The organism is Streptomyces sp. OfavH-34-F (genome assembly GCF_022347745.1).
In the GTDB taxonomy this organism is placed as follows: Bacteria; Actinomycetota; Actinomycetes; order Streptomycetales; family Streptomycetaceae; genus Streptomyces.
Genome location: NZ_JAKRGC010000590.1, coordinates 1 through 1,704 on the forward strand (window position 1 = coordinate 1; position 1,704 = coordinate 1,704).

Sequence of the window (1,704 nt, forward strand, 5' to 3'; positions counted from 1 at the left end):
CCTCCGGGGCCGTGCCGCCGCAGCGCCCGGCCTCCTCGCCGGTCAGCCCGCCGCGCGCCTCGCTCACGGACGTCGTGCCGCGCCGCACCCTGGCGATCATCGCGGCGATCATCGTGCTCGCCGTCCTCGGCACGGTGCTGGCGCTCACCCTCGGCGGCGACGACTCCACCGGCGACAAGGGCGCCGGGAACCCGGGCGCGTCCGCCCCCGCCGGGGCGCCGAGCGCCGACGGCCCGGCCGAGTCCGGCGAAGCCCCGCAGGGCGGCAGCGGCAAGGAGCAGGACGGCGACGACTCCGGCAAGGGCAAGGGCAAGGACGACGGCCGGGAGGGCGAGGACGGAAAGAAGGGCGGCAAGGGCGACAAGGCGGACGACGCCGTGCCCGCCGGCTACCGCACGGTCACCAACAAGCGGTTCCACTTCTCCATCGCCATGCCCGAGGGCTTCCAGTTCGCCACCACGTCGGGTCAGGGCGCCGGCGCCATCTACAACGCGAAGGGCGGCTTCCCCCGCCTCCAGGTCGACTACACCTCCTCGCCCGGTGACGACGCCGCCGCCGCGTGGAAGTCCGCCCGGGGCGGGGTCGCCGCCACCAGCACCGGCTACCAGCACCTCGGCATCCAGGAGGTGCAGTACAACGGCTACCCGACCGTCGCCGACTGGCAGTTCGAGCGCACCCAGCACGGCCAGCGGGTCCGGGTGCTCAACCGGGGGTTCAAGGTCGACGGCGACCACGGCTACGCGATCATGATCAGCTGCAAGGCCGACGCGTGGGACGGCAAGGAGTGCCGCACCCTCCGCAAGACCGCGTTCGGGTCCTTCGAGCCGGTCGACTGAGGGCCGCGGCGGAGTTCCGGGGCGGCCGGGCGGCCGGGATGCGCCGACCCTGCCGCGCGGTAGCCGCATGCCACGTATGGTGAGAGACCGGAGACCGTACGCAGCCGGGACACGGGGTCGAACGCACCGCGGACGGCTGCGGGACGACAGATGCGTCGCGGATTCCGTGACCGGGGGACAGCGCGCTCTGGGGAGGCGTCGTGGACGACTATGCGGGTCGGGTGCTGGCCGACCGCTACCGCCTTCCGCTGCCCCCGTCCGACGCGTACGAAGCCGTCGAGACGCGGGCCTTCGACACCTACAGCGGGCAGGAGGTGCTGGTCCGTCAGGTGCCGCTGCCCGAGGTGGTGGACGCCGAGTTCGTCGAGGGTGACGGCCGGCCGGTGCCCTCGCCGCGCGGTGGGCGGGCGGTGCGCGGGGCCGAGGACCCGGCCGTGCGGCGCGCCATCGAGGCCGCGCAGGCGGCGGCGCAGGTGCCCGACCATCCGCGCCTGGACCAGGTCTTCGACGTGTTCGCGGAGGCCGGTTCGCTCTGGATAGTCAGCGAGCTGGTGGCCTCCCGGCCGCTGGCGGCGCTGCTCGCGGAGCGCCCGCTCACCCCGTACCGGGCCGCCGAGATCGGCTCCGACGTCCTCGCCGCCCTCCGCGTCCTGCACGCGCACGGCTGGATCCACCGCAACATCACCGTGCGCACGGTGCTCGTCTGCGACGACGGGCGCGTCGTCCTGACCGGCCTCGCCGCGGGTGCGGCGGAGGAGGCGCTGTGCGGGTACGACACGGTGCCGCGCGACGACGACGAGGACGAGCCGGACGGCCCGGGGGACGGGCCGCCGCCCGCGTCCCCGGGCCCCGCCGCACCCGACCCGGG

General features: G+C 75.2%; 1 protein-coding gene and 1 pseudogene. Both read left to right on the forward strand.

Going from position 1 to position 1,704, the window contains the following annotated elements; all coding sequences use genetic code 11:
• Positions 1-836, forward strand: a pseudogene (locus tag MHW47_RS35185) (serine/threonine protein kinase); the annotation flags it as partial.
• A 200-nt stretch (positions 837-1,036) separates the two neighbouring features.
• A partial coding sequence (locus tag MHW47_RS35190; RefSeq protein WP_239227876.1) for a protein kinase occupies positions 1,037-1,704 on the forward strand: 668 nt, incomplete at its 3' end.